23 protein-coding genes are annotated in these 26,041 nt (G+C 67.4%); 4 read left to right on the top strand and 19 right to left on the bottom strand.

What is annotated here, in order from left to right:
- Positions 1 to 93 precede the first annotated feature (93 nt).
- Positions 94 to 1,887 (top strand): methyl-accepting chemotaxis protein, encoded by a 1,794-nt coding sequence (locus C0541_RS12790; RefSeq protein ID WP_115048861.1) that lies wholly within the window; start codon positions 94 to 96, stop codon positions 1,885 to 1,887.
- A gap of 160 nt (positions 1,888 to 2,047) precedes the next feature.
- Here C0541_RS12790 and C0541_RS12785 read toward each other — a convergent pair whose 3' ends face one another.
- The 5 genes from C0541_RS12785 to C0541_RS12760 all read right to left on the bottom strand — a co-directional run bounded on the left by C0541_RS12785 (position 2,048) and on the right by C0541_RS12760 (position 7,821).
- On the bottom strand, positions 2,048 to 2,599 hold the full coding sequence (locus C0541_RS12785) for a CPBP family intramembrane glutamic endopeptidase (RefSeq protein WP_115048859.1): 552 nt from the start codon (positions 2,597 to 2,599) through the stop codon (positions 2,048 to 2,050).
- A 407-nt stretch (positions 2,600 to 3,006) separates the two neighbouring features.
- Positions 3,007 to 3,420, bottom strand: coding sequence for a hypothetical protein (locus tag C0541_RS12780; protein WP_115048857.1), 414 nt, complete (start codon positions 3,418 to 3,420; stop codon positions 3,007 to 3,009).
- 188 nt (positions 3,421 to 3,608) lie between these two features.
- The gene (locus C0541_RS12775; protein WP_115048855.1) at positions 3,609 to 5,720 is read right to left on the bottom strand and encodes a methyl-accepting chemotaxis protein; all 2,112 of its coding nucleotides are present in this window, start codon (positions 5,718 to 5,720) and stop codon (positions 3,609 to 3,611) included.
- Between the two features lie 414 nt (positions 5,721 to 6,134).
- Complete coding sequence (locus C0541_RS12765; RefSeq protein ID WP_115048851.1) at positions 6,135 to 7,319, bottom strand: FAD-dependent monooxygenase; 1,185 nt, start codon at positions 7,317 to 7,319, stop codon at positions 6,135 to 6,137.
- A gap of 37 nt (positions 7,320 to 7,356) precedes the next feature.
- Positions 7,357 to 7,821, bottom strand: a complete 465-nt coding sequence (locus tag C0541_RS12760) for a MarR family winged helix-turn-helix transcriptional regulator (RefSeq protein ID WP_115048849.1) — start codon at positions 7,819 to 7,821, stop codon at positions 7,357 to 7,359.
- A 417-nt stretch (positions 7,822 to 8,238) separates the two neighbouring features.
- Between C0541_RS12760 and C0541_RS12755 the strand changes: the two genes are divergently transcribed.
- The gene (locus tag C0541_RS12755; RefSeq protein WP_115048847.1) at positions 8,239 to 11,097 is read left to right on the top strand and encodes a hybrid sensor histidine kinase/response regulator; all 2,859 of its coding nucleotides are present in this window, start codon (positions 8,239 to 8,241) and stop codon (positions 11,095 to 11,097) included.
- A 36-nt stretch (positions 11,098 to 11,133) separates the two neighbouring features.
- Here C0541_RS12755 and C0541_RS12750 read toward each other — a convergent pair whose 3' ends face one another.
- Complete coding sequence (locus C0541_RS12750) at positions 11,134 to 11,478, bottom strand: response regulator (RefSeq protein WP_115048845.1); 345 nt, start codon at positions 11,476 to 11,478, stop codon at positions 11,134 to 11,136.
- 237 nt (positions 11,479 to 11,715) lie between these two features.
- Between C0541_RS12750 and C0541_RS12745 the strand changes: the two genes are divergently transcribed.
- Together C0541_RS12745 and C0541_RS12740 are read left to right on the top strand one after the other, a co-directional pair.
- On the top strand, positions 11,716 to 13,230 hold the full coding sequence (locus C0541_RS12745; RefSeq protein WP_115048844.1) for an ATPase domain-containing protein: 1,515 nt from the start codon (positions 11,716 to 11,718) through the stop codon (positions 13,228 to 13,230).
- On the top strand, positions 13,217 to 15,289 hold the full coding sequence (locus C0541_RS12740; RefSeq protein WP_115048842.1) for a PAS domain-containing sensor histidine kinase: 2,073 nt from the start codon (positions 13,217 to 13,219) through the stop codon (positions 15,287 to 15,289). The genes C0541_RS12745 and C0541_RS12740 overlap by 14 nt, the downstream gene beginning before the upstream one ends.
- A 97-nt stretch (positions 15,290 to 15,386) precedes the next feature.
- Here C0541_RS12740 and C0541_RS12735 read toward each other — a convergent pair whose 3' ends face one another.
- The 13 genes from C0541_RS12735 to C0541_RS12675 form a co-directional block, all read right to left on the bottom strand.
- Positions 15,387 to 16,085, bottom strand: coding sequence for a TPR domain-containing protein (locus tag C0541_RS12735; protein WP_115048840.1), 699 nt, complete (start codon positions 16,083 to 16,085; stop codon positions 15,387 to 15,389).
- Complete coding sequence (locus C0541_RS12730) at positions 16,085 to 16,567, bottom strand: cytochrome c-type biogenesis protein (protein WP_161960120.1); 483 nt, start codon at positions 16,565 to 16,567, stop codon at positions 16,085 to 16,087. Before C0541_RS12730 ends, C0541_RS12735 begins: the two co-directional genes overlap by 1 nt.
- Positions 16,567 to 17,109, bottom strand: coding sequence for a DsbE family thiol:disulfide interchange protein (locus tag C0541_RS12725; RefSeq protein ID WP_115048838.1), 543 nt, complete (start codon positions 17,107 to 17,109; stop codon positions 16,567 to 16,569). Before C0541_RS12725 ends, C0541_RS12730 begins: the two co-directional genes overlap by 1 nt.
- The gene (locus tag C0541_RS12720) at positions 17,106 to 19,094 is read right to left on the bottom strand and encodes a heme lyase CcmF/NrfE family subunit (protein WP_115048836.1); all 1,989 of its coding nucleotides are present in this window, start codon (positions 19,092 to 19,094) and stop codon (positions 17,106 to 17,108) included. The genes C0541_RS12725 and C0541_RS12720 overlap by 4 nt, the downstream gene beginning before the upstream one ends.
- Before the next feature lie 62 nt (positions 19,095 to 19,156).
- Positions 19,157 to 19,627 carry a cytochrome c maturation protein CcmE gene (gene ccmE, locus C0541_RS12715; RefSeq protein ID WP_115048834.1) on the bottom strand — a complete coding sequence of 157 codons (471 nt, stop codon included), beginning with the start codon at positions 19,625 to 19,627 and terminating at the stop codon, positions 19,157 to 19,159.
- Complete coding sequence (gene ccmD, locus C0541_RS12710; RefSeq protein ID WP_115048832.1) at positions 19,624 to 19,833, bottom strand: heme exporter protein CcmD; 210 nt, start codon at positions 19,831 to 19,833, stop codon at positions 19,624 to 19,626. Before ccmD ends, ccmE begins: the two co-directional genes overlap by 4 nt.
- Positions 19,830 to 20,588: a heme ABC transporter permease CcmC gene (gene ccmC / locus C0541_RS12705; protein ID WP_115048830.1), complete on the bottom strand. Its 759-nt coding sequence runs from the start codon at positions 20,586 to 20,588 to the stop codon at positions 19,830 to 19,832. Before ccmC ends, ccmD begins: the two co-directional genes overlap by 4 nt.
- A 12-nt stretch (positions 20,589 to 20,600) precedes the next feature.
- The gene (locus C0541_RS12700; protein WP_115048828.1) at positions 20,601 to 21,926 is read right to left on the bottom strand and encodes a S8 family serine peptidase; all 1,326 of its coding nucleotides are present in this window, start codon (positions 21,924 to 21,926) and stop codon (positions 20,601 to 20,603) included.
- Positions 21,923 to 22,576 (bottom strand): zf-HC2 domain-containing protein, encoded by a 654-nt coding sequence (locus tag C0541_RS12695; RefSeq protein ID WP_161960045.1) that lies wholly within the window; start codon positions 22,574 to 22,576, stop codon positions 21,923 to 21,925. Before C0541_RS12695 ends, C0541_RS12700 begins: the two co-directional genes overlap by 4 nt.
- Positions 22,573 to 23,154 (bottom strand): sigma-70 family RNA polymerase sigma factor, encoded by a 582-nt coding sequence (locus C0541_RS12690; protein WP_016902094.1) that lies wholly within the window; start codon positions 23,152 to 23,154, stop codon positions 22,573 to 22,575. Before C0541_RS12690 ends, C0541_RS12695 begins: the two co-directional genes overlap by 4 nt.
- 63 nt (positions 23,155 to 23,217) lie before the next feature.
- The gene (locus tag C0541_RS12685) at positions 23,218 to 23,952 is read right to left on the bottom strand and encodes a hypothetical protein (protein ID WP_115050300.1); all 735 of its coding nucleotides are present in this window, start codon (positions 23,950 to 23,952) and stop codon (positions 23,218 to 23,220) included.
- A 318-nt stretch (positions 23,953 to 24,270) separates the two neighbouring features.
- Positions 24,271 to 24,660, bottom strand: coding sequence for a c-type cytochrome (locus C0541_RS12680; RefSeq protein WP_161960044.1), 390 nt, complete (start codon positions 24,658 to 24,660; stop codon positions 24,271 to 24,273).
- A gap of 25 nt (positions 24,661 to 24,685) precedes the next feature.
- Positions 24,686 to 26,038 (bottom strand): cytochrome C, encoded by a 1,353-nt coding sequence (locus C0541_RS12675; RefSeq protein ID WP_115048824.1) that lies wholly within the window; start codon positions 26,036 to 26,038, stop codon positions 24,686 to 24,688.
- Positions 26,039 to 26,041: the final 3 nt, after the last annotated feature.

The following is a 26,041-nucleotide window of genomic DNA, read 5'->3' as shown; positions in this document are numbered from 1 at the left end:
TCCACCCCGGCCGGCGCACCGAGACATCAGCATCAAGAAGGGCCGATCGCCGCCGCTAGGGACGCATCCCCAACGCAAGCAGCAGAGGTCGCCATGTTTTTCTCCGACAGTCACACGTTGGAAACACTGACCAGGGCGGTTGATGTCACGTTGAAAGGCGGCACTGCGCAGTGGCCCAGCAATGGGTCGGCGCTGCTGCTGAAGAAGCTGGCCGAGTCCTTGCGTGCGGCGCAACAGGAGCGCGACCTGGCACAGGCCCAGGCGGAAGAGGCGACGACCGCGTTGCGCCATCTGGAGGGGCGCTTCGAACTGGTCGCCAGCGGCACCACCGACGGACTCTGGGATATCGGCGTCATCGACGGAGACCCCACGCATCCGGACAGCCCGGTGTGGTGGTCGCCGCAGATGCGGCGGCTGCTGGGTTTTACGTCCGAACAGGATTTTCCCAATGTCCTGGATAGCTGGGTCGCGTGCCTGCACCCGGACGACAAGCAGCCGACGCTGGATGCCTTCGCGGCGCACCTTGCCGATCGCAGTGGTCGCACTCCCTACGACGTGGAAAACCGCTTGCGCCTGAAGTCCGGCGAATACCGCTGGTTCCGGGCATTCGGCACGACCGAGCGCGATGCGCAAGGCCTGCCGCTGCGCGTGGCCGGTTCGCTCACCGACATCACCGAGCGCCGTGAACGCGAGCAGTTCCTCGACATCACGCTGACCCGCTTCGAGCTCGGCTCGCAGATGCTCAGCGATGGGTTGTGGGACATGAGCGTGATCGCGGGTGATCCGATCAATCCGAGCAACGAGTTCTGGTGGTCGCAGCAGTTCCGCCACCTGCTGGGCTTCGAGTCCGAGCAGGAGTTCCCCAATGTGCTCGATAGCTGGGCGTCACGGCTTCACCCGGAAGACAAGGAGCGTTCTCTCAATGCGTTCGCAGCGCATCTGAACGACCGCAGCGGCCGCACCAGCTTCGACATCGAGTATCGCCTGCAGCTCAAGAACGGCCAGTACCGCTGGTTCCGCGCACGCGGTCTGACCAGGCGCGCGGCAGACGGCACGCCGTTGCGCGCGGTGGGCGCGTTGATGGACGTGGAGGCCGGGCGTCAGCTGGGCGAGGTGGCAAACACGCTCAGCAGTGCGGCAGGCGAGATCGTGCGCAGCAACGATGACCTGTCGCGGCGCACGGAACAGCAGGCCGCCGCGCTGGAGGAGACCGCAAGCTCCATGGAGGAGATGACCAGCATCGTTCGCAAGAACGCCGAGGGTGCGCGTGAGGCCAATGCGCTGGCGAGCAGGGCCGCACAGACCGCCTTGCACGGCGGTGAGCTGGTCAATGGGGTGGTCAGCACGATGGCGGCGATCCAGGCGTCGTCACGCAAGATCGGCGAAATCATCACCGTCATCGATGGCATCGCGTTCCAGACCAATATCCTGGCCTTGAACGCGGCGGTTGAAGCGGCGCGTGCCGGCGAGCAGGGACGCGGCTTTGCGGTGGTGGCTTCGGAGGTGCGTAGCCTTGCGCAGCGCTGCACCATGGCCGCCAAGGAGATCCGCGACCTGATCGCCGATTCCGGTGCGAAGGTGGGGCAGGGCGCGGAGCAGGTCAACGTGGCCGGCAAGGCCATGGAAGAGCTGCTTTCTTCGGTGCGGCAGGTCAACGACATCATGAGCGGCATCGCGGCGGCCAGTCACGAGCAGAGCGCCGGCATCGAGCAGATCAATCAAACCATCTCGCAGATGGATGCAGCGACGCAGCAAAATTCCGCGCTCGTCGACACCATGGCATCGTCGGCCCGCGCACTGGAAGATCAGGCGACCGCGCTGGTGGAGAGTGTTGCCAGCAGCTCGCGCAGCGTCGCTGGCAAGGCGAGGCTCGCACTGGCTGCATGACGCAGGCAGCCGATGCGCCGCCCTGTGGCCTGGGGATACCCCGGAAGCAGGGCGGTGTACTGAAGACCGGAATGCGTTCGATGGCATCTGCGCGCCAGGCCCCGAAGGCGGGATGTCCTGGCAGCAGGCACCCAGGCAGGCTGACCATGCTGCGTGCGTGCTAGTACCAACCCAGATACAGCGTCGCAATGCCCCAGGTATCGATCACCCCATGCGCCAGCACCATCGCCCAGAGATTGCGTCCTGATCGTAGGTAGACATAGCCAAACAGGGCGCCGACAAGCCCGGTCAGCAGCACCCCCGAGATGCCTTGGCTCAGGTGCATCGCGCCGAAGAGTGCGCCGCCTGCCAGTGCCGCCATCACCTGGCCCCCACGGTGGCGGCGCAGCAGGTGATCGAGGTGGTGCATCAGGAACGCACGGAAGACCAGTTCTTCGCCCAGCGCGGCACTGAGCCAGGCACCGCCTGCCAGCTGGGCGGCTGCGGTGAAGTTGCCACGCAATGCACCGTAGCCACTGTAATCGGCCTTGGTCCCGGTCAGGGCATCGATCAGCGGTTGCACCAACGGATTGACCAAGCCGATGACGAGCGCAAGCAGCAGCAGCGTCCAGCCGAGCCAGGCGCGAGCTGTCCGGCGCTGCAGTCCGCAGGCATTCAACGAACGCGTTTCGAGCCAGACCAATGCAATCCCCACGATGCCGACCAGCGGCATACGCCAGGGAAACTGCACCCAGCGAGAGTGCGCCAGCGCGAGGATGGCTGCGATCGCGACGATGCGCGCCAGGGGATGACCCAGTGCAGGAATGCCCGGGCGGGGCCATGCGCTTGAGTAGCCTTGTTGGACCATGCGGGACGAGGGATCGGTGGATCCATGGACGGTAACAACGGCGGCGACAGGCGTCCCGTGCCGAAGGGCATGGAACGCTGCCGACGGCGAGGCATGGAGGCCTGGATGGGATCATGCTCTCGAACGCGCCGGACATCGTCGCCGGGTCGGTTGACATCGTCGCGTGCGATGCCCGTCAGCACTGGCACGCATCTGTTCGCCCGGGTTCACGGCTACGAGCAGCGTTGGATGAGGTGTCAGCGCTGCGTCGCCTCGGGTCTGACGTAGGTTGACTAACGGCCACCCTGAAAGCGGAAGGTAAAGCGCATGTCGGATGCGGGGGCGGTTGCCGAGTGTGCTGGCGGGGCTGTGGCGGCGATCAGCGTCAATTGGCCATCGGCAACAGGCACCGGCACGCCGAGCGTGAGATCGATCTGCCTGGACCAGTCGCCACCGAACACGGTCGTCCTGACGATCAGCCGGCCAGCCACGACACAGTGCACGTCGGCCGGGCACCGGCTGTCTTCGATGACGCGGTCGGGACGTACCCTGGGTCCATCGACCGCCGCGATGTCTCCCAGCCGTACAGGACCTTCGATGGGCCGGCCCGTGATGGAGCCAGCCGCCGCGCATGCTGCAAGTGAAACGGCCAGCAGCGTTACAAGCACTGGCACGCGAAACGGGCGGATACGTTGCATGGCGGTCATGCTCGCATGTTGTCCAAGTAAAAGCCGATGTTCGGCGAGCTGCCCCTGGGGCGCAATCACATCAGGGCGATGTGGCGTCACTGCCCCCGGGCGGCAGTTCGGAGCCGGGCAGCGCAGGTGGGTGGACCACCAATCGCTGCATGTCGGCCCTGGTCCAGATGACCGGCAGCAGACCGCGCACCGGCCGCTCAGATCACCGATGCACTGACCTTGAACACCTCGACCGCCCGCGTCAGCTGGGTCGAATGCGCTTCCAGCGAGCGTGCCGCAGTGCTCGCCGCTTCCACCAGGCTGACGTTTTGCTGGGTGGTTTCGTCCATCTGGGCGATGGTCCGATTGACCTGTTCGATGCCGCCGGCCTGTTCCTGCGAGGCGGCAGAGATGTGGCCCATGATGTCGGTGACGTGCTGCACGCTGGTGACGACCTCGCCCATGGTGGTGCCGGCCTTGTGCACCAGAGTTGCGCCATCGGCGACACGTTGCACGGAGTCGTCGATCAGTCGCTTGATTTCCTTGGCGGCGTCCGATGAACGGTGCGACAGGGTACGCACTTCCGAGGCGACCACGGCAAATCCACGGCCTTGTTCGCCGGCGCGTGCGGCTTCGACGGCGGCATTGAGGGCCAGGATATTGGTCTGGAAGGCAATGCCGTCGATGACCGAGATGATGTCGGCGATGCGTCGGGAGGAGGCTTCGATGCCGGACATCTGTTCGATGACCTGGCCGACCACGTCGCGTCCTTCCGAGGCGATGGCGGCGGCACCCAGCGCGAGCTGATTGGCGCGGCCGGCGTGCTCGGCGTTCTGCTTGACGGTGGAGGTGAGCTCTTCCATCGAGGCGGCGGTTTGTTCCAGGCTGGCGGCCTGCTGTTCGCTGCGGCGGGCCAGTTCCTGGTTGCCGCTGGCGATGTCTTCGGTGGCAAAACCGATGCTGTTGGAGGTGGTCTGGATATGCGTGACGATGTCGGTCAGACGATGCACGGTGCTGTTGGCATCGTCGCGCATGGAGGCGAACACGCCGTGGAAGTTGCCGCTCATGCGCACGGTCAGGTCGCCATCGGCGATGCAACGCAGCAGGTCGGAGAACCTGGCCAGGTTGGTGTCGGAGGTGGCCATCATGGTGTTGAGGTTTTCCACCATCAGGCGGAAGTCGTGTTCGAACTTTTCCGGCTGGCCGCGCAGCGCGAAGTTGCCGGCGCACGCGGCCTCGGTGAGTTGCTGGATCTGCGCGTTGATGGCGACCAGGTTCTGCCTCACCTGCTGCATGGTGGCGGTGATGGCGGCTTTTTCGCCGGGATACTGTTCGATTTCCGGTGTCAGGTCGCCGATGGCATAGCTGCCCATGACCTCGGTCATGCGCAGCTGGGTCTGCACGTGCGCATGCACCAGGGCGTTGGTGTCCTGCACCATGTGGCCGTATTCGCCGGGAAACTGCTGGGCATCGGTGCGATAGCTGATCTGGCCGGCATCGTGGCGGGCCGCCATGCTGCGTTGGGCGGAGATCACCTCCTGCAGGCGGCGCTGCATCTGTTGCATGGCGCGCAGCAGCTGGCCGGATTCGTCCTTGCTGGTGGGCAGGTCCTGGCTGCGCAGATCGCCATCGTTGATGCGTTCGGCCAGCCGCAGCGATTGCCGCAAGGGCAGCACCACACTGCGGGTCAGCAGGAGCGCAATCGTTGCGCCCAGCAGCAGGGCGATGACGGTGGACACCACCATCAGCATCGCAAAGCCGCGCGCGGTGGTCACCGCGTCTTTGGCAGCTGCGCGGTTCTTGGCTTCCTGCAGGTCGATGAAGGCGTTGATGCTGGCCAGCCAGTCGACGAAGGCGGGGCGCGCCTGCTGCAGCAGGCGTTGTTCGGCATGCGGCTTGTCGGCGCCGTCGCGGAACGCGCGGACCTGCGCGATCAACGGCATGCTGCGCCGTTCGACGGCCTTGATCCGCTGCAGGATGGCCTTTTCTTCCGCATCCGTTGAGTCCGCGATCATGGCGTCCAGCGGTTGTGCGGAACGGGCGTAGTCCGCGGCGAGCTTGTCGATCGATTGTTCTGCGGTGCGGCGGTCTGCCTGATCGTCCACCAGCACGACATCGCGCAGGGCGATCGCACGGTCGTGCACGCTGCCGCGGAAATTGATCGCATAGCGCTGCTTGACGCTGTTGACCTCGTTGATGGCGGTGAGCTGCTGGTCGATGCTGCGCACGCGCTGGATGCCGACGATGGTGAGGATCACCATCAGCACAATGATCGCGAGGAAGCCGAGGGCCAGGCGCTGACCGATGCGCAGGTTTGAAAGCAGGGACATAGGGAGTTCGATCGGTGATCCGGCTGGCGGAAGAGCGGGGAGAATCCCAGCAACAGCTGGGAGGCGATGCGCCCGGGACACCGATGGGGCCGGCAACGTTGCCGCTGCACGAAGATGTCTCGACCTGTTCGTTAGCGGCCTGCGCCAGCGGAAATGAAACGGTCGGTCGCGGCGGAATTCATCTACGGTTGGTTCCGCTGCGGCGCCAGGCCGCAGTGGTCGGGCGCGCACGCCGTCGGGCGGCGCCACGGGGCCGCGCCGTGGCGCCGATCGGCACCCGGAAACAGGCCGCGTCCGCCCGGCGGATCATTGGTGCCGCACACGGCCGCTGCGAGGCCGTTGCGGTCGATTGCCGATGCCGCTGTCCGCATGCGCCGTGCCACCACGGCCGCGCCGCCGCCGGCCCAGCCGGGTTCAGTCGTAACGCGACAGGTCCGGCGCCTGCGGCGACGGCGTCATCAGCCTGGCGGCGATGTTCTGGATGCTGGGTTGGCTGGCGAGTTTCAGTGCGCCGTGCAGCAGCTGGATGCCGAGCCGGCTGTGCGGATTCATCAGCCGCGGGCCGATCCTGGGCACGCCCTGGCCCTGTTCGACCATCGGCCGCATGGCATCGGCATAGGCGGCAAATGCCTGCTCCAGCGTCGCGGCGCGCGCGATCTCGTTGGCCAGGACATAGCCGCCGGTGACCGCCAGGGTGGCACCGATGCCGGCCAGCGGGGTTGCGCACCAGGCGGCGTCGCCGGTCAGCACGACGCGGCCGGCATGCCAGCGCGGCAGGCGCACCTGCCGCAAGGCATCGAAGTAGAAGTCGTCGGTGCTGCCCATGCCGTCCAGCACCCGCGCGGCCTGCCAGCCGGCGTCGGCGAAGCGTTCGTGCAGATAGGCCTTCTGCGTTGCCACGTCCCAGTCCTGCTCGCCCTCGGCGGGCTTCTGCAGCGAGAGCATGGCGCGCGTGGTGCCGTGCCGGTCCGGACGCAGGGAGATGCTGCGCCCGCCGGTGGTGTGATACCAGCGCCACAGGCGGTCGTCGTCGGCAGTACGTGGGATGGTGAAGTAGGCAATGGTCAGATCCATCCAGCGCGGGTCGTTCTCGCCGGGGAAGACCATCTCGCGGGTGGCCGAGCCGACCCCTTCGGCGACGATGACGGCATCGAAGCGGTCGCTGCGTCCGCTCTGGAAGCGCACGGCGGCAGCGTTGCCGTCGTCGGCGATGCTGGCGATGCGGTCGCCGAAGCGGTACTCGGCTTTCTGGCGGGCGGCGTCGTAGAGCAGGCGGGCGAGGTCGCCGCGCAGGATTTCCAGCTCCGCGGTCGGGCCATCGCCGTCGATGTCGTCGGTCTTGAAGGTCGCCGCCGCATGGCCGTGTTCGTCGACCCAGGCGGTGCCTTCCTCGCCAGTGCCGTGATCGAGTGCAGCCCGCTCCAGGCCCATGCGCTGCAGGACCTCGCGGCCAACGCCGCGCACGTCGATGTTCTGGCCGCCATCGCGAAACTGTTCAGCCTGCTCGACGACGGTGACGTCGAAGCCGTGCCGGGCCAGTGCCCAGGCCACGGTGTTGCCGGCGACGCTTGCGCCGGTGATGAGGATGCGACCTGCCATGACGGACCACCTGCAGCAATAAATATCAGGAGTGATATTACATGCCGTGGTCGCGCTGCTCCAGGTTGGCGATCAGGCGCTGCATGAACGCGACGCTCTGTCGTGCCTCCTCGGGGGAGAAGTCTTTGAGCGCGTCGGCATTCAGATCGATCAGTATGCTGCCGCCGAGGTCGGCCATCTTGCGTCCGGCCGGCGTGAGCGAGACCACCGCGGCGCGGCGGTCCTGCGGCGCCGGGGAGCGCTTGATCAGCTTCAGGCCTTCCAGCTTGTCCAGCAACGCCACCATCGCCGGCTGCTTCACGGCCGAGTCGATCACCAGGTCGCGCTGCAGCATCGGTCCTTTCCAGGACAGCAGCATGATCGGCCCGATCAATGCCAGCGACATGCCGTGCGGCCGCAGTTGCGCATCCACCAGGCGGTTGAAGACCCGCGCCGCATGGTTGGCCAGATACCCCGGCGCGACCGCAGCCAGGGGGTGAATGAGTGGGTCGCGCTCCTGCATCTGCGTCACCGTGCCACGCCTTTCGGCCAGCTGGCGATTTTATCCGCGCGCAGGCATAACCGGGCATTGCCTGCGTGCCGCAGCGGGGGCTCCCGGCCGGCCACCCTGGGCAGCGCCGCGTGCCGCGACGGCATCGGCGCGTTGTCGTGCCACGTCGTCACGTCGGTGTTGTAACGTAGGCGCGCGCTGCACGCCGTGCGGAGCGTCGACGGCGATGCCGGACGGCGTTGGTGGCAGGTCAGGCGGCAGTTCGGCATGTCCGATCCTGCCAGTCAGCGATGCGCGGCGTTGGTCCTGATTCCTTTTCAATGGTTCGTCGAAGATGCTTGTATGGGTGACTGGTAGCTTGGCCGCGCACTGCGTTGCGCGTTGCGCACATGACCACTGCCGCTGGACGGCAGCACGCCCGGGGGCCGCATGAGCGCAGCGTTTCCTTACGGCGACAGCGGCATGGCGCAGGCGGTGCGTGGATACGATTGGGCCGCGACGCCACTGGGGTCAAGTGCGCAGTGGCCGGCGCCGTTGCGCAATGCCGTCAGCCTGATGCTCAGCTCGCCGGAAAGCATGTATGTGGTGTGGGGCGATGCGCTGACCTTTTTCTACAACGATGCGTATGCGCCCATCCTGGGGCCGCGGCAGCCGCAGGCCCTGGGTGCGCCGTTGCGGGAGTTGTGGGCCGATGCCTGGGAGGCGGTGCGTGCGCCGATCGAGGCCGCGTTCGCGGGGCGCGCCTCGCGCTTCGACGAGGTGCCGATCGGCATGAATCGCTACGGCACGCCGGAAGACACCTGGTGGACGTTCTCGTTTTCGCCGATTTACCTGGACGACGGCCGTGTGGGCGGCGCGTTCTGCGTGACCAACGAAGTGACCGCCCGCAAGGTGGCGCAGAACCGGCTTGCCGACGAGCACGAGCGGCTGATCCGGCTGTTCGAGCAGGCGCCGATGTTCATGGCGTTCCTGGGCGGTCCGCAGCATCGGGTGGAGTTTGCCAATCCATGCTATTCGCGCCTGATCGGTCACCGCGACGTGATCGGCAAGCCACTGGCCGAGGCCATGCCCGATCTGGTCGATCAGGGGCATCTGCGCCTGCTGGACGAGGTGTACCGGTCCGGGCGCGCCTACGCGGCCAACGCGCTCGCCTACAACGTGCAGGTCGAGCCGGACGGTGCAGTGGAGCGGCGCCTGCTGGACCTGGTCTACCAGCCGATCGCCGGTGCCGACGGCACCGTCTCCGGCGTGTTCGTGCAGGGTCTGGACATCACCGACCGTATCGGCCTGGAACGCGCGGTGCGCGAAGCCGAAGTGCGCAACCGGCAGATCCTGGACAGCGTGATGGACTACGCGATCATCGCCACCGACCTGTACGGCCTGGTGACCTCCTGGAACGAGGGCGCGCAGCGCATCCTGGGCTGGAGCGAGGCCGAGATGCTGGGCCAGACGCTGGAGCGCACCTTCACCCCGGAAGACGTGGAGCGCCGGCAGATCCTGATCGAGGCGGCGGCGGCGCTGGAAAGCGGCAGCGGCATGGACGAGCGCTGGCATGTGCGCAAGTCCGGCCAGCGCTTCTGGGCGAACGGTTCGTTGATGGTGCTGCGCGACGAGACCGGTGCGGCGATCGGCTTCGTCAAGGTGCTGCGCGACCGCACTGCCGAGCGGCTGGCCAGCGAAGCCTTGCGCAAGAGCGAGCGCCGGCTGGATGCGTTGGTGCGCGCGTCCTCGCAATCGATCTTTTCGGCCACGGCCGACTGGCGCGAGCTTCGCCAGCTGGTGGGCGAGGGGGCGCTGAGCGATGCGTTCTCGTCGAGCCTGAACTGGCAGCAGGAAATGGTGCACCCGGACGATCGCGCGCGGCTGTCCGAGGCCATTGCGCATTCGATCGTCAACAAGACCGGCTTGGATCTGGAGTACCGCGTGCTGGATGCCGACCAGCAGGTGGGATGGACCCTGATGCGCGCGATCCCCTTGCTGGACGAGCGCGAGCAGATCGTGGAGTGGTTCGGCACCGCCGCCGACATCACCGACAAGCGGCTGACCGAACAGCAACTGCGCCAGCTGACCGAAACGCTGGAAGAGCGCGTGCGCGAACGCAGCGCGGCGCTGCTGCTGGCCGAGGAAAAGCTGCGCCAGAGCCAGAAGATGGAGGCGGTCGGCCAGCTGACCGGGGGGCTGGCGCACGACTTCAACAATCTGCTGACCGCGATCAGCGTCGGCCTGGAGCTGTTGCAGACGCGGATCGAACAGGGCAAGTACGACCGGCTGGAACGCTATGTGGAGATGGCGCAATCCAGTGCCGCGCGCGCCACCGCGCTGACCCAGCGGTTGCTGGCGTTTTCGCGCCGGCAGACCCTGGCACCCACCGCGCTGGAGGTACAGGCGCTGGTGCAGGGCATGCACGACATCATCGCGCGCACGCTGGGGCCGTCGATTGCCTTGCAGCTGCGCCCCGCACCCGATGCCTGGAAAGTGCTGGTGGATGCGCCACAGCTGGAAAACGCGCTGCTGAACCTGTGCATCAACGCGCGCGATGCGATGCCCGATGGTGGCGAACTCACCATCGCGATCGCCAACCGGGTGCTGGAAGCCGGCGCCGCCCAACAGCTGGACCTGCCGATCGGCGAGTACGTGTGCCTGAGCGTGCAGGACACCGGTACCGGCATGAGCGCCGATGTGATGTCCAAGGTGTTCGAGCCGTTCTTCACCACCAAGCCGATCGGACAGGGCACCGGTCTGGGGCTGTCGATGATCTACGGATTCACCCGCCAGTCCGGCGGGCATGTGCGGATCGATTCGGAAGTGGGCGTCGGCACCACGATGGCCCTGTATCTGCCGCGCTTCGATGGCGTGCTGGCGCAGGACGAGGCGGTGCCGGCGACCGAACAGCCGCCGCGCTCGGCGGCGCACAGCTGCACGGTACTGCTGGTGGAGGATGAAACCGCGATCCGTGTCCTGATCTCCGAAGTGCTGGGCGAAGCGGGCTACCGCGTCATCGAGACTGCCGAAGGCAGCGCGGCGGTGGAACGCCTGCGCTCGCAGGAGACGATCGACCTGCTGGTGACCGACGTCGGCCTCACCGGCGGATTGAACGGGCGTCAGGTTGCCGATGCGGGACGGCAGTACCGGCCGACGCTGCCGGTGCTGTTCGTCACCGGTTACGCGGCGACCGCGGCCGTGGGCGCCGGTCAGCTGGAGGAGGGCATGGAGGTGCTGACCAAGCCGTTTCTGGCGGTGGACCTGGAGCGCCGCGTCGCGCAGCTGCTGGAGCGCAAGTCGCACTGAAGCGTGCGTGCCTGGCGAGGCGTCGGTCGAGCGCGTCTACAGCGCGGTCTGCACGATGCCCAGCAGGTCACGCAATGAAAACGGCTTGGTCAACAGGCGCATGCCGGTATCCAGGAAATCGGCGCGATTGGCGATGGAGCCGGCATAGCCGGTCATGAATACGATGGGCAGCGCGGGATACAAACGGCGTGCACTGTCGGCAAGGTCGCGCCCGTTCATGCCGGGCAGGCAGATATCGGAAAGCAGCAGGTCGAACGGGCGCGCCTGATTGAGCTGCTCCAGCGCCTGCTCGGCGTCGGGCGACGCGGTGACCTGGTAACCCTCGTCACCCAGGATGTCTGCGGTCATGACGCGAATGGCATCGTCGTCTTCGACCAGCAAGATACGGGCGTTACATGATGCGTGATTCACCGCGGTCCTCGAGCGATCGCGACCACGCGATGCACTTCAACGACAACGCTAGGCCCGCGCGCGTGACGAACATGTCGGAACGGTCTTGACGCATGGCGCAGCGCACCGGTTGGTGGCGGTCTCGCGGACGTACATGGCGTGCCAAGCAAGCTGATCGATTCACGCGCGCGCAGCGGTGCATGACGTGCCCGTGATAAATTTACGCCCATGGGAAATCTGAAGCCGATGATCGCAAACCGCATTACGACTGGTACGACAGGGCTTGACACCATCCTGCGCGGCGGACTGCCGCCCAACCGCCTGTACCTGCTGGAAGGCCAGCCCGGCTCCGGCAAGACCACCGCGTCGCTGCAGTTCCTGCTCGATGGCGCGGCCAAGGGCGAGAGCTGCCTGTATGTGACCTTGTCGGAGACCATCGACGAGCTCAACGAGGTGGCCAGCTCGCACGACTGGTCGCTGGAGGCGCTGCATATCTTCGAGCTTGCTTCGGCTGAGGCGTTTCTGGGCGATGGACGCCAGCAGTCCATCCTGCACCCGTGGGAAATGGAGCTGGACGGCACCATCAAGCTGATCCAGGCCGAGGTGGACCGGGTCAAGCCGACGCGTGTGGTGTTCGATTCGTTGTCCGAGTTGCGCCTGCTGGCACAGGATTCGCTGCGCTACCGGCGCCAGGTGCTGGGGCTCAAGCAGTTCTTTGCGCCGCGCAACATCACCGTATTCCTGGTCGATGACCTCACCGGCGAGAATGGCGAACGCGATGCGCATCTGCACAGCCTGTGCCATGGAGTGATTTCGCTGGAACGCATGACGCTGGATTTCGGCGCGGCGCGTCGGCGCATGCAGGTGCAGAAACTGCGTGGCGTGGATTTCATCGCCGGCTATCACGACATCACCATCAGCACCGGCGGCATGCGGATCTATCCGCGCCTGATCGCCTCCGATCACCACGTGCCGTTCATTGGCGATGCGGTGTCCAGCGGCGTGGAGCGGATCGATGCGCTGTTGCACGGGGGGCCGCTGCGTGGCACCAGCACGCTGTTGACCGGGCCTGCCGGTTCGGGCAAGACCAATATCGCGCTGCAGTACGTCACCGCCGCCTGCGAACGCGGCGAGCATTGCTGCATCCTGGAGTTCGACGAGCGCACCGGTACCTTGCTGACGCGTGCCGAGAGCCTGGGCATGGACCTGCGCAAGTATCTGGACGCGGGCCTGCTGGAACTGCATCAGATGGATCCGGCCGAACTGACCCCGGGCGAGTTCGCCTGGGCGGTGCGCGCCAGCGTGGAAGAGCGCGACTGCCGGCTGCTGGTGATCGACAGCCTCAACGGCTATCTCACCTCGATGCCGCAGGAAAAGCAGTTGATGCTGCAGATGCACGAGTTGCTGTCCTATCTCAACCAGAGCGGCGTGACCACCTTCCTGGTCAATCCGCAGCATGGCCTGGTCGGCACGATGTCCACCGGCAACCTCAACATCTCCTACATGGCCGATACCGTCATCCTGTTCCGCTTCTTCGAGGCGCAGGGACGCATCCGCAAGGCCTTGTCGGTGATCAAGAACCGCAGCGGCGCGCATGAGGATTCGATCCGCGAGTTGCGCATCGGGTCGAGCGGTATCCATCTGAGCGAGCCGCTGGAAAAATTCCATGGCGTGCTGACCGGTACGCCGCACTTCGTCGGGGACGATACGCCGTTGCTGGATCGTCCACTTGACCACCTGTGACCTGGATGGGTCCATCGTCCACATCATCGCGCCGTTCGGCCGCGATGCGGACAGCATTGCCGGCATCGTCGGTCAACGGGGGCTGACGCGCCGGGTCTACGGCTCGCTGGCTGCGCTGGCCGACGACCTGCTCGATGCGTCCGGTGTGGTGGTGTTGACCGAGGAGGCGGTAAGCGGCGATCTGCAGCGGCTCTCGCACATCCTGCAGAGCCAGGCTGCCTGGTCGGATATTCCGTTCGTGCTGCTGCGTGCACCACGCGGCGCCCACGGCGGGCGCCAGGCCACGCTGCCGCCGGAAGTGACCAATGTCATCGAGCTGGAACGGCCGCTGAGTTCGTCGTCGTTGCTGAGCGCGATTTCCACCGCATTGCGGTCGCGCCAGAAGCAGTTCGTGATCCGCGACCAGATGGCGCAGTTGGCGGAACACAAGACCGCCTTGATATCCAGCGAGGCCGAGTTGCGCCGGGTCACCGACGCGCTGCCGGTGCTGATCGCCTTCATCGACAAGGATCTGGTGTATCGCTTCGCCAACCGCTCTTACGAGGACTGGATCGGCATCCCGCCTGCCGAGGTGATCGGACGGCCACTGGTGGACGTGGTCGGACCTGCGGTGGTGCAGGAGCGTCGCGCCTGGATCGAAGCCGCACTGGCCGGGCAGGCATTGACGGTGGAGGCGAGCTGGCCGCACGCCGACGGGCGCCGGCGGGATGCGGAGATCCGCTACATGCCGCGCCTGGACGCAGAGGGCAAGGTGGACGGTTTCCATGTGTTTGCCACCGACATCACCGCGCGCGCGCTGGCGCTGGAATCGATCCAGCAGCAGGCCAGCCTGCTCGAGGTCAAGGTGGCCGAGCGCACCGCCGAGCTGCAGCAGCAGATGCTGGCGCGCGAGTCCAGCGAGGCGGCACTGCGCCAGGCGCAGAAAATGGAAGCGGTGGGCCAGCTGACCGGCGGCATCGCGCACGACTTCAACAACATGCTGACCGGCATCCTGTCGGCGCTGGATCTGGCGCGCCTGCGCATCGATCAGGGCCGCACCGAAGGGCTGGGCCGTTTCCTGGATGTGGCGTCGGCATCGGCCCTGCGCGCGGCTGCGCTGACGCAACGGCTGCTGGCGTTTTCGCGCCGGCAATCGCTGGAAGCACGCCATCTGCATCTGAACGACCTGGTGGTCTCGCTGCAGGAATTGCTGGCGCGCACGCTGGGCGAGTCGGTGCATCTGGACACCGACCTGCAGCCCGACCTGCCGCAGGCCTACGTCGACGAAAACCAGCTGGAAAGCGCCTTGCTCAACCTGGCGATCAATGCCCGCGATGCGATGCCAGACGGCGGAAAGTTGCGCATCGCCACCCGGCGCCTGCAGGTCGAAGGGCTGCCGCTGGAACTCGGGCGCGCGGTGACGCTGGCGCCGGGCGATTACGCGGTGGTGTCGGTCACCGACAGCGGCGCCGGCATGCCGGCCGATGTGCTGGAGCGTGTGTTCGAACCGTTCTACACCACCAAGCCGATCGGGCAGGGCACCGGCCTGGGCATGTCGATGATCTACGGCTTCATGCAACAGTCCAACGGGCAGGTGTGGGTGGAGTCCGAGCTGGGGGTGGGTACCACGGTGAGCCTGTACCTGCCGGCCGGTCTGCATCCGCCGGCGGTGTCGCCGCAGCCGCAAGCCGGGGCGGTGGTGGCCGGGCGCGGCCAGCAGGTGCTGGTGGTGGAAGACGACGAACAGGTGCGGCTGCTGGTGACCGAGCTGCTCAACGAACTGGGCTATGAGGCCGACGTGGTTGCCGACGCGGATGCGGCGCTGCCGATCCTGGCCTCACCGCGGCGGATCGATCTGCTGGTGACCGATGTGGGCCTGCCGGGGCTCAACGGGCGTCAGCTGGCGGAGATCGCGCGGCAGTCGCGGCGCGATCTGCCGGTGATCTTCATGACCGGCTATGCGGAAACCGCGCGCGATCGCGGCGAGTTTCTTGCCGAAGGCATGAGCATGATCGCCAAGCCGTTCACGCTGGGCGAGTTCAGCGGAAAGCTGCACGAGGTGCTGGGGCCATCGGCCTGAGTGCGGTGCGCGGTCCATCGCGCCCCGACACCAGCGCGGCGCAGCGGTCGGACGGCGTCGTGGTGTCCCTGAACGCGGAGACGGCGCGCGGCTGATTTCAGCGCGTTGCGCGACCGGATTGCCGTGCGCGTGCCAGCGCTTCGGCCACGGCGATCTTGTCGGCCACCGCCTTTTGCATCGGCGAACCGGTATCGAGCAAGTCATGCAGATGGCGCCAGTGTGCGCTGGCGGCGCGGTAGTCCTGCTGCTGGAAGTCGCTGATGCCCAGCAGCCACAGGCCGCGTTGATGATCCGGTTCGCGTGCGACCACCTGTTGCAGGCGGGCGCGCGAATCGGCATCGATGGCGAAATCGCTGCGCGTGGCCATGTCCGCGGCCACCCAGCCGACGATGGCGGCGCTGAGATCCGGCGCGATCTTCAGCGCTTGCGCATAGGCCTCGCGCGCGTCGGCCGGGCGGTTGTCCTGCTCGTGCAGCTTGGCTTGCTGCATCCACGCGTCCAGCGCCTGCTCCTGTACGGCATCGGCGGTGCGGGCTTGCGCATCGGCGGCCGTGGGCGCAGCTGCCGCCGCCGGTTGCGCCGGCGGCGCGCTGGCGTACACGCGCCGCGCGATCGCATCCGGCGCGCCGACCAGCCGATACAGGCCGGCGGTGGCGATCGGCACGCCGAGCACCAGCAGCATCGGCAACAGGTAGCCTGCGTTGCCGGTGCGCTTGGGCCGGCGCAGCAACGGCACCAGCAGCAACAGCAGGGCGATGAGCACCAGCGCGGCGCTTGCGACATAAAACCCCGTCATCACCACTCTTCCTCCGCCTGCGGCGCCACCGGTGTGCCGGCGCGCGCGCGTTTGCGCACGGTATGGACCACCACGCCCGCGCCGGCGCCCAGCAGCAGCAATGGGCCGAACCACAGCAGCCAGGTGCCGCGCTTGACCGGTGGGTCGTACAGCACGAAATCCGAATAGCGATCGACCATGTACTGCTTGATCTGCGCATCGCTCCTGCCGGCCTGCAGTTGCGCGAACACCTGGTGGCGCAGGTCGCGCGCGAGCGCGGCGTTGGAGTCGGCCAGGTTCTCGTTCTGGCAGACCAGGCAGCGCAGCTGCGCGGTCAGGCGCTGGTAGCGCGCTTCGTCGCTGCGGTTCTTGAACGGCAGCGGGTCCACCGCCTGCGCCGCCAGTGGCGGTGCCAGCAACGCGCCCAGCAGCAACACCAGCAGCAGACGCAAGGGCCGGCCCTGCATGTGCCAGTACCGGCGCCATGCGCGAAGCGCCGCCATCACGGGCTGGCTCCGGGCAATGCAGCGATGGCAGGCAGCAGCTCGTCGTTGATGACCGCGGGCGTGAGCACGCCGATGTGCTTGTAGCGGATCACGCCTTGCGCATCGATCAGGAAACTCTCCGGCGCGCCGTAGACGCCGAAATCGATCGCGGTCTGGCCGGCTTCGTCGGCAATCACCAACGCATACGGATTGCCGTACTGCGCAAGCCAGGCCGTGGCGTCGGCAGGTGCGTCCTTGTAGTTGTAGCCGATCAGCGGCACCCCGAGCCGGCTGGCGCGGGCCATCAGCAGCGGATGTTCGTGCACGCACTCGGCGCACCAGCTGCCGAACACATTGAGCACGTAGGCCTTGCCCAGCAGCTGATCGCGGCTGATGCGTTGCCCGGGCTGATCCAGCCGCGGCAACGAAAACGCCGGCGCCGGCTTGCCGATCAACGGCGAGGGCACCTCGCGCGGGTTGTGCTGCATCGTCCAGTAGATGCCGAAGCCGAACAGCGCCGCCAGCAGCAGGAAACCCAGCAAGGGCAACAGACGGTTCATGCGTGCGATTCCTGCGTGGTGACACTGGTGGCGCGTGCCGGCGCCGCGGTCGCCGTGGCGGCGAGGGCGGGCGCACGGAAACGGCGTGCGCAGGCGCTGACGAAACCGCCCAGCATCATCAGCAGGCCGCCGGCCCAGATCCAGCGGATGAAGGGCTTGTAGTACAGCCGCAGGGTCCAGTCGTACTCGATATGCTGGTCGTCCAGCGGCTCGCCGAGGGCGACGTACAGGTCGCGGGTGATGCCGGGATCGATCGCCGACTCGGTCTGGATGCGCTCGCTGCCGTACAGGCGTTTTTGCGGATGCAGCTGCGCCACCACCTGGCCATCGCGGCTGACCTGCACGCTGCCCTGTTCGGCCTTCCAGTTCGGCCCGTCGATCAGTTGCACGCCGTCGAAGCGGAAGACGTAGCCGGCGATCTCGGCGGTCTGCCCGGGTGCCAGCCGCACGTCGCGTTCGACCGACAGGCTCTCTGAGACCAGTACACCGGCAACGAACACCGCCACGCCCGCATGCGCGAGCAGCATGCCGGCCATTTCCGCCGGAAAGCGCCGGCCGCGCGGCATCTCGCGCCAGCGCTTGTGCATGTACAGCGCGGTGCCGGCTGCCACCCATGCAGCGACCCCGATCCCGGCAACCGCCTTGGCCTGGCCATCGGCAAACAGGCTGCCGACCAGCGCACAGGCGATCGCGGCGATGCCGGCGCGCGTGCCCAGTGCCCGCAACGGCGCCATCTCGGCCTTGCCCCAGCGCAGGTACGGGCCGAACGGCAGCAACAGCATCACCGGCACCATCAGCAGCGGGAACAGCAGGCCGAAATAGGGCGGCCCCACCGACACCTTGCCCAGGCCGAAGGCATCGGCCACCAGCGGAAACAGGGTGCCCAGCAACACCATCGCCGCGGCCACGGTGAGCAGCAGGTTGCCGATCAGGATCGCGGTCTCGCGCGAGGCGGCGGCGAACGGCTTGCCGCTGGCGATCCGCGGTGCGCGCAGCGCGTACAGCAGCAACGAGCCGCCGACCACGGCGATCAGGAAGATCAGGATGTACAGGCCGCGGCGCGGATCGGCGGCGAAGGCATGCACCGAGGTCAGCACGCCCGAGCGCACCAGGAAGGTGCCCAGCAACGACAGCGAGAACGCCAGGATCGACAGCAGGATGGTCCAGGCGCGCAGGCTGCCGCGTTTTTCGGTGACCGCCTGGGTGTGGATCAGCGCGGTGCCGACCAGCCACGGCATGAAGCTGGCGTTTTCCACCGGGTCCCAGAACCACCAGCCGCCCCAGCCCAGTTCCGCGTAGGCCCACCAGCTGCCGGCCACGATGCCGGCGGTGAGGCAGGCCCAGGCCACGTTGGTCCACGGCCGCGCCCAGCGCACCCAGGCCTGTTCCAGCTCGCCGCCGAGCAGCGCCGCCACCGCGAACGCGAACGCCACCGAGAACCCCACATAGCCGGTGTACAGCACCGGCGGGTGGAAGGTCATGCCCGGGTCCTGCAGCACCGGATTGAGCTCGTTGCCGTCCAGTGGAATCGGCGACAGCCGCCCGAACGGATTGGAGGTCAGCAGGATGAAGGCCAGAAAGCCCACCGACACCAGCCCCAGCACCGCCAGCACGCGTGCGGCCAAAGCCTGCGGCAGATGCCGGCTGAAGGCGGCCAGCAGCACCGTCCAGGTCGACAGGATCGCGATCCACAGCAGCAGCGAGCCTTCGTGCGCACCCCACACCGCGGCGAAGCGGTAGTACCAGGGCAGGGCGGTGTTGGCGTTGTCGGCGACATAGCGCACCGAAAGATCCAGCGACAGCAGCGACCAGGCGAGCAGGCCGAACGCCATCCACACGAACAGCGCCTGGCCGACCGCAGCAGGCCGCGCAATGCCCATCAATGCGGGATTGCCGCGCCAGGCGCCGATCAGCGGCAACACGCCCTGGGCAAGCGAAAGCAGCAGCGCCAGGATCAGTGCGATCTGGCCGAGTTCAGGCGTCATGGGCAAACCGCATCGTGCAGCGAAGGGGGATCATTGATTGAGTAAAGACCGTGCGCGCCGCATCAGCGCGGCGCAGACAGCGGCACCGCGGCGGCGGGAATCGGCTTGCCGACATGGCCTTCGGCCATCGCGTCCTTCAATTCCTTCGGCATGTAGGTTTCGTCGTGCTTGGCCAGCACTTCGTTGGCGACAAAGCGCCCGCCCTGCATGCGTCCGTTGGCGATCACCGACTGGTTGTCGCGAAACAGGTCCGGAAGAATGCCGGTGTACTCGACCTGCGTCGCTGCGTGCTTGTCGATCACGGTGAAGTGGACGGTGAGGCTGTCGGTGGCGCGCTGGATCGAGCCGGCCTTGACCATGCCGCCGAGGCGGAATTGCCGGTAACCGGCCGCTGCGCCGTCGTGCACCTGGCTGGGCGTGAACAGATAACTCATGTTCCGCTGCAGCGCGAACACGATCAGGGTGACCGCCAATGCGGCGGCGGCCAGTGCGCCGAGCACCAGCCACAGGCGTTGCTTGCGGGTGGCGTTCATGGGGCTTCACGCTCCAGCGGCGCCGCCGCCGCCGCATCGCGTGTGCGCCGCGGCGCCTGCCGTTGCAGCTGGCCGCGCAGTTCGCGCGGCAGGCGGCGCCGACGCAGCCATGGCGATGCCAGGTCGGCCAGCAGCACCAGCACGAACACGGCGTACGCGGTCCATACGTATTGCCCGTAACCGCCCATGGCCAGCAAGGTGCTCATGCGGTGCGCCCGGTCAACACGATGCGGCGCGCCCAGTCCTTGCCACTGTCCAGGGCCAGCAGGTCCACGCGCACGCGGCCGAACAGGCTGGCCACGTAGTAGCACTTGGTCGCCAATGTCATCGTCAGCAGCGGCCACAGCATGTCCGCGCTCATCGTGGAGGGGCCGAGCAGGCGTACGGTGGAGCCCTGGTGCAGGGTGTTCCACCACACCACCGAGTAATGCACGATCGGCAGGGTCACCAGTCCCACCAATGCAAGCAGGCCGGCCGCACGCATCGCCTGGCGGCGGTCTTCCACCGCGTGGTACAGGCCGAGCACGCCCAGGTACAGGAACAGCAGCAGCAACTCGGAGGTCAGCCGCGCATCCCAGGTCCACCAGGTGCCCCACATCGGCTTGCCCCACAGCGAGCCGGTGCACAAGGTGATGAAGGTGAAGGCTGCGCCGATCGGCGCCGAGGCCATGGTCACCACCTCGGCCAGCTTGATCCGCCATACCAGTGCGATGAACGCCGCCACGCCCATCGCCGCGTAGATGAAAAGACTCATCCAGGCGCTGGGCACGTGGATGAAGATGATGCGGTAGGCATCGTGCTGCTGGTAATCCGGCGGCGCCAGCACCAGCCCGCCGTAGGCGGCCACCGCAGCAAGCAGCAGCGCCAGGCCCAAGGCCCACGGACGCACGCGTCCGGCGAAGCGGTAGAAGGTTGGCGGCGAGCTGAGTCGATGCAGCCACAAGGGAATCCACTTGGCCATGTGCCGGTGTCGTCAGTTGGAATGTCTGGCGGGAGGCGCCAGTGCCTGCACGGCGGCACCGGCGTTGACCTGCAACTGGCCGTCGGAGATCTTGCTGGTGCGCTGCATCAGCTCGCGCAGTGCCTTGGCGTCCAGCGAGGGCGACAGCGACAACAGCAGCGCGACCACGCCGCTGACATGCGCGGTGGCCATCGACGAGCCGGAGGTGAAGTCGTAGCGGCCGTTCGGCTGGGTGGTCAGGATGTCCTTGCCGGGGGCGCTGAGCACGCCCGGCATGGCCGCGCTGGCGCTGCTGCTGCGCACCACCAGGACGCCCGGCACATCGTTGGGAAAGCCGTCCAGCCGGCCGTTGGGTGGCATCGCGGCGACCACGATGCGGCCTTGCTGCACCAGGTGCTGCAGCATCTTGCTCAGCAGCGGGTCGGCCGGGCCGCCCAGGCTCAGGTTGATCACGCGCGCGGAGCTGTTGTTGATCGCCGCCAGCGCCTTGGCCAGGGTGAAGGTGTTGCAGCGTGCAGTGGCGCCGACCGTGGGCGCGTACCAGCAGGCCTTGTAGATGCTCAGCATGGCCTTGGGCGCCATGCCGACGATGCCTTGATGGTTGTTGCTGCCGGCGGCGATGATGCCGGCCACTTCGGTGCCGTGCGAGTCGCTGCTGGTCATCACCGGCGCGTCGTCGACCAGATCGTGCACATCGCGGATGCGCGCCTTCAGGTCGGCATGGGTGGTGTCCACGCCGGTGTCGACCACCGCCACCACCACGCCGCGGCCCTGGGTGACGGTCTGCGCGCTGGCCGCATCGGTGGCGATGAAGCCGCGTTGCAGGTCCACGTACGGGTCGTTGTAGCCGGACAGCGCGGTGGTCTTTTCCGAGGCGTCGGCGGAAAACACCGAGAAATCCTGCACCGGCTGCACCAGCTCCACGCCGTCGTCGTCGGCCAGCGCGCTGACCAGTTCGTCGCGCGACACGCCCGGCGGCGGCTGCAGCACGGCGCAATACAGGCCCAGCGAGGTGATCGGCCAGCCGGAGACTTCGCGCAGCTTGTAGCGCTGCTTGAGCGCTTCCACGCGCGCGGCCGCCTTTTGACCGGCGCCGTAGTAACTGGAGGCGTAGCCGATCAGGCTGGAACCGGCACGGGCCGGCGGCGCGCTGAGCGGGTTGGCTACCGCCAGCAGGATGTCGCGGCTGCTGTCGGGCGTCCGTGCATCGGCGGCCGGTCGCGTGCTGCTGCCGGCGGCGGCGACGTGCGCCGGCTGCTGCGTGGCGGCCTGCCCGCTGGCCTGGGTGCCCAGGCCGAGTCCGGCGGCGATGATGCCGATGGCGAGCAGTCGCTTCATGGCGCCGACACGATCTCGGCCATCCGGATACCCGGGTTGGCGCGCAGCTGTTGCACGGTCTGCTGCGGCTGGGCCGGCGCTTGCGGTACGGCCGGCACCACGGTGTAGGCGCCCATGTCGTTGGGCCCGCCGATCACCTGCAGCTGCTGCGCATGCAGCAGGCGGTCCCAGTCGGCCACGGTCATGCTGGCGTCCGGCACTACCCGGATGGCGCCTTGCGGCACCGGCAGGGCGGTGGCGCTGCTGAGCGTGCGGTAGTCGTGCGAAGGCGCGGGCGCGGCCAGCTTGACGCCCATGACGCCCAGGCCGATCGCCTGCACCAGGGCGGCGGCCGCCAGGGCGCGTACCGTCCAGCTACCGGAGCGGCGAGTTGCCGGCGGTAGCGGCGCGCTGGCCTGCTCCGGCGCATCCAGGCGGCCGAGCAGGCGCTGCAGGCCGGCGTTGGCGTCCAGCGTCACCGCCGACGGCAGCGCCAGGGCCTGGCGCAGGCGGTTCTGCTGGGCGAACTCGGCACTGCACGAGGCGCACTTGGCCACGTGCGCGATCAGCCAGGTGTTCTCTTCCTCGGTGGCACTGTCGAGCAGGACCGCGGGCATCAGTTCCCAGGCGTGCGAGCATTCCTTGCCAGGCGCGATGAAAAACGTCTTCATTGCATGGTCTCCGTGTAGGGGGCGCCGCCGGCCAGGCCGGGCAGCACATTGCGTAATTTGACCCGCGCATGGAACAGCCGGGCCTTGATGGTGCCCACCGGGCACTGCATGATCTCGGCGACTTCTTCCAGCTTGTGGCCGACGCCATAGACCAGTTCGATCACCAGGCGCTGGTCCGGCGACAGCCGTTCCATGCCCTTGTCGAGCCAGTCGCGCAGCTCCCTGTCGTCGTTGTCGTCGGCGCTGGGGGCGTGGTCCTCCACCACGGCGGTATCGTCGATGGCCTCGCCGTCGTGCTGGCGCAGGCACTTGAGGCCGCAGCGGTAGGCAATGCCCATGATCCAGGTCGAGACCTGCGAATCGCCGCGGAAGTCGCCGGCCTTCTGCCAGGCGATCCAGAAACAATCGTTGATGGCTTCCTCGATGATGTCCGGGCGCCGGGTCAGGCGCGACAGGAAGCGGCACAGCCGGCCGTGATAGCTGGTGTACATGGTGGACAGCGCGGCGCGATCGCCCGCCGCCATGCGGCGCAGCAGCATGCGGTCGGTGGCATCACCCAGGGTGTCGGAATCATTCATCGAGGCAGGCACGGCTTAGGACGCATGTCAGTGCACGCAGGCGGGCAAAAGGTTGCGTGGGGGTCAGAACGTGACCGAGGCGGTGCTCAGCCAGGGCGTTTCGCCGGGCCCGCCCTGCAGGCGCGGGGTGTTGTCGCTGGTGGCGATGCGTTCCAGCTTCAGCGTCCATCGATCCCGACTCCACCTCAGGCCGAATTGCCCGTACTGATAGCGGCCGGATTGGGCGGCGCCGTAGGCCATCGCCGGGAAACGCGACGAGCCGGCCCCGACCGTCAGGCTGAGGTCGTCGCGCAGCGGGACATTGGCGGTGACATCGATGGCGACATTCCACGGCGACCGGTCGGCGCGCGGGAAATTGAAGCTGGACACCGAAAAGGTCAGGACGTCGCGATAGGACCAGGCCAGGCTGGCCTCCTGGCGGTCGAAGGTGCGCGTGGCCTGGTTGGTGGGGTAGCCGTAGTACAGCGCGCTGGCCTGCATCTGCCAGCGGTCGCCCAGCATCCAGGCGCGGGCGGCCTGCGCGGTCACCGCCACCGGCTTGCTCAGCGCCGGCGATTGCAGCGCGACCGAGGCGGAGACCGACCAGCCGGGTGCGGGCAGCCAATAGCCGGCGGTCTGCAGGGTGGCCTTGTTGGGGGCGATCGAGATGCCACGGTCGATCAGTTGCGAGGTCACCGCCACCGCGCCGCCGACGGTGCCGGCGATGGCGTTGCCCGGGCCCAGCACCAGGGCCAGCAGCAGGCAGCGGCGCAATGCGGCGCGTCGCCGTGGGGGCTGGGCATGCCGACAGCGCGGTATGCCCCATGGCGGATGGCAGCGCCGCCATGCCGCCCGCTGGCCGCTGGCCGCCCACGGGTGCCCGTCGCAGGCGCAGCTGCGTCGCGTCCGGAGCGGGTGAGGCCTGGCAGTCAAGGCATTCGGCAAGGAGGTGAGCGTCTACATGGAACGGGGGCGCGATGGTGACCGATCACGCCGGGCGAGTCCGCCGCGACCGCGGTGGTTCCGTCCGTATACGCGAAGGAACCGGTACAGGCAACGCGCACCGGCGCCGGCCGCCACCGGCGACCGCGCCTCCGGGTCCCGGCCGGCAGCGTCGGCGCCAGCGCGCCGGCGCGATCAGTGCAGGGTGTTGAGGTAGGCGATCAGCGCGTCGAGCTCTTGCTGATCCTCCAGGCCTTCGTATTTCATCTTGGTGCCCGGCAAGGCCTTGGAGGAGGGCTGCGACAGATAGGCCTTGAGCTGGGCAGGCGTCCACTGCCACTTGCTGGCCTTGAGCGCATCGGAGTAGTTGCTGTAGTCGGCCAGGCTGGCGGCCGGGCGCCCGGCCACGCCGAACATGGACGGGCCCTTCTTGTTCTTGCCCTGTGCGGCGCTGTGGCATTCGGCGCATTCGGTCATGAAGATGCCTTTGCCGTCGCCCGCGCGCGCGGGTGAGGCAAACAGCGCGCCGGCCAGCAGCAGGCCGGCCAGCGGTGCGCACAACAGGGTCTTGTGGAATGAGTTCATGGGGGTCCTTACGCGTGCGGGGGAATCAGAACGAGACATTGACCGACAGCGAGAAGGTGTCGAGATCGCGCGGGTTGGTGATCGGGTTGCCGCCACCGAACACATTGGTGGTGCTGCCGTTGAACTTGTCGAAGCGGAACCAGGTGGCCGCGAACCGCACGTTGGCGTTGGTGGTGTAGGTGCCTTCCTTGCCGAACGGGGTCCAGTACAGCAGGATCAGATTGGCGGTGGTGTCGGGGAGGCCGTAGGGCTGGTAACGCGCCACGTCGAACGAGCCGCTGTTGATCAGGTGCGCCGCCAGTACGCCATAGGTCTGCTTGAACGCGTAGTTCATGCTGATGTTCTGGTCGCGCACGCTGCCGCGCTCGCGCGGGGACATGCTCGGGTCGGTCGGCTGCAGCGGGCTGCCGTACTTGCGGCGCTCGTAGATGTTGACGTAGGCCAGCGACAGCACGTGCTCGCGGGTGCCGAGGAACTGGTAGGTCAGGTCATAGCCCAGATCGGTGAGGTCATCGCTGGGGCCGCCGCTGCGCAGCCGCTGGCGGCGGGTGGTCATGGCGGTCAGCCCGGCCGAGAAGAACTGCCGCTTCATGTCCTTCATGTAGGCAAGGCGCGCATAGCCGGTATCGCTGAGCTTGCCCGGGTCGCCGTTGGGGTTCCAGCCCAGGTGGTCCTGCGCGTCGGTGGACAGCGCGCTGTAGCTGCCGACTTCGCCGTACCAGTTGCGGTCGAACAGGCCATACACGGTGGCGCCGATCACGCGGTTGGACAGCGCCGAGGAGCTGAGCATGCTGGCCGAGCCGGCATTGGACACCGGGCTCAACGTCGATGCATTGGGCAGCACCTGGATCGGATCGGACACGCCGGGATTGTTGTTGATGCTGACGCCGACCATCGCGTCCTTGCCGGCCAGCTGGAACGGCTTGCTGACAAAGCGCAGATCCACGTCGTCCAGCTGGGTGTTGAAGGTGTCGTTGCCGCCGTTGTTGGAGCGGATCTTGGAATAACCGCCGACGTGGTCGTTGACCCGCCCGGCCAGGTACAGGTCCGCTTCGTTGATGCGCGCGCTGCTGTCGCCGCGGCTGGGATTGCGCCGGGTCCAGGTGACCTGCCCGGACGCCGGGATCTTGGTGCCGTTGCCGTCGGTATCGGTGAAGCCGCCGAGCTTGAAGCGCATGCCGTACGGCGTGAGCGACGGGCCGTAGGAGCCGACATGGCAGTCCGCGCACGACGAACCGGTCTGGCGCGCGAACGAGGGGATCGCCTGCGCCTGGTTGCTGGCCAGCAGCAACAACGGGCCGGACACGCACAACAAGGAAGTCAGGGAAGCGGTGCGCGAGGCGGCGCTGCGACGCGGGGCGGGTTGGGCAGTAGGCATGGA

The organism is Xanthomonas arboricola (assembly GCF_003353015.1).
Classification (GTDB): Bacteria; Pseudomonadota; Gammaproteobacteria; order Xanthomonadales; family Xanthomonadaceae; genus Xanthomonas; species Xanthomonas arboricola_E.
This window is presented reverse-complemented; position numbering and strand designations above follow the sequence as displayed.

What these genes read in the sequence shown, in the direction of transcription:
- C0541_RS12765 (WP_115048851.1), bottom strand. Translation starts at nt 7,319, where the DNA reads ATGGCAGGTCGCATCCTCATCACCGGCGCAAGCGTCGCCGGCAACACC.
- C0541_RS12780 (WP_115048857.1), bottom strand. Translation starts at nt 3,420, where the DNA reads ATGACCGCCATGCAACGTATCCGCCCGTTTCGCGTGCCAGTGCTTGTA.
- C0541_RS12675 (WP_115048824.1), bottom strand. Translation starts at nt 26,038, where the DNA reads ATGCCTACTGCCCAACCCGCCCCGCGTCGCAGCGCCGCCTCGCGCACC.
- C0541_RS12735 (WP_115048840.1), bottom strand. Translation starts at nt 16,085, where the DNA reads ATGACGGGGTTTTATGTCGCAAGCGCCGCGCTGGTGCTCATCGCCCTG.
- C0541_RS12720 (WP_115048836.1), bottom strand. Translation starts at nt 19,094, where the DNA reads ATGACGCCTGAACTCGGCCAGATCGCACTGATCCTGGCGCTGCTGCTT.
- C0541_RS12725 (WP_115048838.1), bottom strand. Translation starts at nt 17,109, where the DNA reads ATGAACCGTCTGTTGCCCTTGCTGGGTTTCCTGCTGCTGGCGGCGCTG.
- C0541_RS12745 (WP_115048844.1), top strand. Translation starts at nt 11,716, where the DNA reads ATGGGAAATCTGAAGCCGATGATCGCAAACCGCATTACGACTGGTACG.
- ccmD (WP_115048832.1), bottom strand. Translation starts at nt 19,833, where the DNA reads ATGAGCACCTTGCTGGCCATGGGCGGTTACGGGCAATACGTATGGACC.
- C0541_RS12700 (WP_115048828.1), bottom strand. Translation starts at nt 21,926, where the DNA reads ATGAAGCGACTGCTCGCCATCGGCATCATCGCCGCCGGACTCGGCCTG.
- C0541_RS12680 (WP_161960044.1), bottom strand. Translation starts at nt 24,660, where the DNA reads ATGAACTCATTCCACAAGACCCTGTTGTGCGCACCGCTGGCCGGCCTG.
- C0541_RS12760 (WP_115048849.1), bottom strand. Translation starts at nt 7,821, where the DNA reads ATGCAGGAGCGCGACCCACTCATTCACCCCCTGGCTGCGGTCGCGCCG.
- ccmE (WP_115048834.1), bottom strand. Translation starts at nt 19,627, where the DNA reads ATGAACGCCACCCGCAAGCAACGCCTGTGGCTGGTGCTCGGCGCACTG.
- ccmC (WP_115048830.1), bottom strand. Translation starts at nt 20,588, where the DNA reads ATGGCCAAGTGGATTCCCTTGTGGCTGCATCGACTCAGCTCGCCGCCA.
- C0541_RS12695 (WP_161960045.1), bottom strand. Translation starts at nt 22,576, where the DNA reads ATGAAGACGTTTTTCATCGCGCCTGGCAAGGAATGCTCGCACGCCTGG.
- C0541_RS12775 (WP_115048855.1), bottom strand. Translation starts at nt 5,720, where the DNA reads ATGTCCCTGCTTTCAAACCTGCGCATCGGTCAGCGCCTGGCCCTCGGC.
- C0541_RS12790 (WP_115048861.1), top strand. Translation starts at nt 94, where the DNA reads ATGTTTTTCTCCGACAGTCACACGTTGGAAACACTGACCAGGGCGGTT.
- C0541_RS12730 (WP_161960120.1), bottom strand. Translation starts at nt 16,567, where the DNA reads ATGGCGGCGCTTCGCGCATGGCGCCGGTACTGGCACATGCAGGGCCGG.
- C0541_RS12690 (WP_016902094.1), bottom strand. Translation starts at nt 23,154, where the DNA reads ATGAATGATTCCGACACCCTGGGTGATGCCACCGACCGCATGCTGCTG.
- C0541_RS12755 (WP_115048847.1), top strand. Translation starts at nt 8,239, where the DNA reads ATGAGCGCAGCGTTTCCTTACGGCGACAGCGGCATGGCGCAGGCGGTG.
- C0541_RS12785 (WP_115048859.1), bottom strand. Translation starts at nt 2,599, where the DNA reads ATGCCGCTGGTCGGCATCGTGGGGATTGCATTGGTCTGGCTCGAAACG.